Source organism: Corynebacterium sp. KPL2734 (genome assembly GCF_040225595.1).
In the GTDB taxonomy this organism is placed as follows: Bacteria; Actinomycetota; Actinomycetes; order Mycobacteriales; family Mycobacteriaceae; genus Corynebacterium; species Corynebacterium rhinophilum.
Genome location: NZ_JBEHFO010000035.1, coordinates 1 through 3,976, shown reverse-complemented (window position 1 = coordinate 3,976; position 3,976 = coordinate 1). Strand labels below are relative to the sequence as shown.

The window sequence follows — 3,976 nt, the reverse complement described above, 5'->3', positions numbered from 1 at the left end:
GCCCCTCGTCCCACTCCCTCGTCCCACTCCCTCGTCCCACTCCCTCGTCCCACTCCCTCGTGCGACTTCGCCATGCAGCGGACCACGCAACTTCCAATCCACAACGACACCTATGTACAACCTCCTACGCTCAACCTCTGTACAACCTCCTACGCTCAACCTCCTATGCGCATCCTCCACTGCAATAACTGAGCAAATACGGCCTTCAGATATTGCATTTTCTGCTCAAAACGAACAGGGGAGGTGTAGCAGGAGAGGTTGCACATTTCGGGAACTCGCCGATGCCTCCGGTAGCATTAGGTCCACCATGACTGAAGCAGCACCGATCGCAGATGAGGGACCAGCAGAAGGATTCGTTCGGCTCCGGTTAGATCTGGCCTATGACGGCACCGATTTCCACGGCTGGGCCAGGCAAAAGGGCGGACTGCGTACCGTCCAAGGCGTGCTCGAGGAGCAGCTAGCAATGATCGCTCGCACGGAGGTACCGCTGACGGTAGCTGGGCGTACGGATGCGGGCGTCCATGCTCGCGGGCAGGTGGCGCACGTGGATGTGCCGCAGGAGATGCTGGAGCAACGGTCCGTAGCAAATGATCCCGGGAAGTTGGTGCGCAGGCTTGCCAAGTTGTTGCCGGAAGACCTTCGGGTGCATGGCTGCGAGTTCGCGCCAGACGGTTTTGATGCCCGATTTTCCGCGCTGCGCAGGCATTATGTGTACCGGATAACCACTAGCCAGCGGGGTGCGTTGCCGACAAGGGCGCGCGATACGGCCGAATGGTTCAAACCGGTAGATATCGAAGCCATGCAGGACGCGGCCAACGTCTTGGTGGGCTTGCACGATTTTGCGGCCTTTTGCAAGGCCAAGCCAAATGCCACCACCATTCGCGAATTACAGGATTTTAGCTGGCGGGATGTATCGACGCAGGAGGAACCGCAGCTCTTTGAAGCCCGAGTGACCGCGGATGCCTTCTGCTGGTCGATGGTCCGCTCCTTAGTGGGTTGTTGCTTAAGTGTCGGGGAAGGCCGCAGGAACGTCGACTTCGCCGCGGCCTTGCTGCAGGAGACAAAGCGCTCCTCCCGCATCCCGGTGGCACCGGCGAAGGGCCTGTCTTTAGTCCAGGTGGATTACCCGGAGGCGGGCGAAATGTCCGCGCGGGCAGACGTGACGCGAGAAAAGCGCACCGTGTTGTGAGCACACGCTGCCAAGTGGCAGGGCCGTGGTGCCTGCGCTAGCCTGAGGCCTGGGTTTATTTAGAATTTTCGGGGGGAAATTCATGGCACGTCCATTGCCAACGACCAAGGCCCAAGTCTCGGGCCATTAATTTGGTTGCGTCCGCTAGTGTGGGAAATTGTCTCCTATTGTGAACAGGTGCACCTGAGATTGCAGATCTCAAAGGCCTGATAGTCTCGGTGGTGTTCGCAATTTAGCGATTTTGCACACGTAAGGAAACAGTAAAATATGAGCCGCCAACTGATGACAGAGGATGAAGTTCGTGATCATGCAGGAAAGCTGTTGGGTTTCGATAACGTCGACCCCAATGATGCTCGCGCTGGAGTAGGCCAGATCACCACACTAAAATCGTTGGGATTCACCGGCAAGGGAATCTCGCTTAAACCAGATGGTTGGTATCTTCCCCGCGACCGTGGACTGGTTGCCATCGTCCTAGAGACCAAGGCCCAGGACAGTATGCCCATCGACTCGCCTAAGCTCAAGGGTCAGGTTGAGAAATACTGCGACGTCGTGCGCACACGCTACGACTCGGTCATTGGCATCGTATACGATGGCGAGCGTACTCGGGCTTACGTCAGTGGTGAGCCACTTGATGTTCCCGACGAGTTACAGTCACGTGATTATTACGTGGACAGGCTACTGGAAAAGCCAATCAATAAAAGTCGTATCTACGAATTGACCATGCGGATCAACAATTCTCTACACGGCGATTTCGGCATCAAGAACCTTTATCACCGCATGATTTTCACAGCTTGCGCTCTTGTCGCTCGACGCTATCCTTGTGCCGGGCATGGACTACTACGAGTTCCACACTAGTGTGCTCAATGCTTTAAATAAAGCAATTCGTTCGGATAAGGAGCAGAACTCGAAGTTACAACTACTTTCCGAAGTCTACTCTGAGATTAAAATGAACGTCTCCACAGATGATGATGATCCACGCGAGATTCAACGTCTTACGGACCTGATTGCGAAATTTATTGACTGGGTCACAGAGATTTCCGGCTTGATTAACTCCTCTGCATGGAACGGCGAAGATGTCATGGCTATCTTCTTCAATGAGTTCAACCGCTACAAGAAAAAGTCTGAAGCAGGTCAGGTCTTCACGCCGGACCACATTACAAGCTTCATGTACCGCCTGCTTGAAGTAAACAGAAATGATCGCGTTCTTGACGCTGCATGTGGTTCTGGTGCTTTCTTAGTAAAGTCCATGGCCAACATGATCCAAGAATCCGGTGGTGTCAAAACCCGAAAAGCCAAGAAGATTAAACAAGAACAGCTCTACGGGATTGAGTTTGACCGAGAAATATTCGCCCTTGCATGCGCGAACATGCTTATCCATAAGGATGGAAAGACAAACCTTGCACACCTAGACTCTCGTACCGAGACCGCAGCAAGCTGGATCGAATCCACCAGTGCTACCAAAGTTCTCATGAATCCACCTTACGAGAACAAGTTTGGATGCATGACGATTGTTGAAAATGTGCTAAACAGTGTGAAAACTGGCGTACCATGTGGATTTATTCTTCCCGATAAGAAGCTGGAGAAGACGGGAAAGGCGCAGATGAAACGTATGCTGCGTAACCACCGTCTTCGTACAGTGGTTAAGCTCCCAGAGAACCTCTTCTTCGGAGTGGGTGTCACTACCTCTATCTTCATCTTCGAAGCTGGTATCCCTCAAGAAGATAAGCAGTTTTTGCTGTCAACGTCGAAAAAGATGGTCTCGTCACGGTCAAAAATAAAGGCCGTCACGATGTTCACAATAAATGGCCTGAAATGGAAGACTACTGGGTAGACGCTGTTGAAAGGCGCGATGATTCGCTTTTCGGCACCGGTCAATGGCATAGCACTGATGAATGCCTGAGCTGGCAAGCCCCTATCAAGCCTTTTGAGCTAGCGGAAGAAGACCTCGCACGTACAGCATTGGACTACGTTATGTTCCAACGTGGAATCGATGTTAAAGCTACACAAGAGCGTCTGGGACTCTTGTCTACATACAGTGCGAAAATGATGGAGACTAGCGACGTAGTACGTTGGGAGGTAGAAAAGTGAGCGTAATCGATACCTCCGGGTGGGGAGATTTTGTCATCGAGGAGGTGTTTGATATTCACTCGACGATTAGCGGAATCGATAAGAATAAGCTTAATCATGCCGTTGGCGACATTCCCTACATTACACGGTCCGAAGATAACAACGCTATAACGCAGTATGTGACCGAAGATCAAGATTCCAGGTACCAATTGGAAAAAGGTGGCGTCATAACCGTTGGGCTGGATACACAAACGGTCCATTATCAACCCAATGCATTCTTTACCGGACAAAACGTACACACAGTAGATCATCCACGGTTCAACGAATGTGTGGCACTGTTTGTAGTGCCATGCATAAAAGCGGTGCTCAGAAAATATGATTGGGCAAATGGGGCGACCTTGGGGAGAATACGAAAAGAAGTCATCAAACTCCCCATCACATCCACAGGAGAGCCTGATTGGCAATATATGGAAGATGTGATGCGAGACGAGTTGAAGAAGCAGGAATCGAAACTTGATTCTCTGATAGCCCTCAATGCCCGTCAGGCTGCTCAGATTGATACTTACAAATGGGAACAATTCCGTGTTGGTGACCTGTTCGATATCCATCCTACCAGTGCTTATAAGGCAAACAACCGCCAATTGTGACGCGCGACGCTATTTAGTACCGGTAGGGCGGTATCGAGTACCGACCGGTGCGGATATCGGGTACCGGGGGTAG

At 51.7% G+C, this 3,976-nt stretch carries 4 protein-coding genes; all 4 read left to right on the top strand.

From position 1 onward, the window contains the following. The first annotated feature begins 307 nt into the window (after positions 1 to 307). Positions 308 to 1,189 carry a tRNA pseudouridine(38-40) synthase TruA gene (truA, locus tag ABRP88_RS11235; protein ID WP_349837244.1) on the top strand — a complete coding sequence of 294 codons (882 nt, stop codon included), beginning with the start codon at positions 308 to 310 and terminating at the stop codon, positions 1,187 to 1,189. A gap of 267 nt (positions 1,190 to 1,456) precedes the next feature. Further along, a complete protein-coding gene (locus tag ABRP88_RS11230; RefSeq protein WP_349837243.1) occupies positions 1,457 to 2,044 on the top strand; it encodes a hypothetical protein in 588 nt (195 codons plus the stop codon). After that, positions 2,019 to 3,020, top strand: a complete 1,002-nt coding sequence (locus ABRP88_RS11225; RefSeq protein WP_349837242.1) for an HsdM family class I SAM-dependent methyltransferase — start codon at positions 2,019 to 2,021, stop codon at positions 3,018 to 3,020. Before ABRP88_RS11230 ends, ABRP88_RS11225 begins: the two co-directional genes overlap by 26 nt. 253 nt (positions 3,021 to 3,273) lie before the next feature. After that, on the top strand, positions 3,274 to 3,903 hold the full coding sequence (locus ABRP88_RS11220; RefSeq protein ID WP_349837241.1) for a restriction endonuclease subunit S: 630 nt from the start codon (positions 3,274 to 3,276) through the stop codon (positions 3,901 to 3,903). The last annotated feature ends 73 nt before the right edge of the window (positions 3,904 to 3,976 follow it).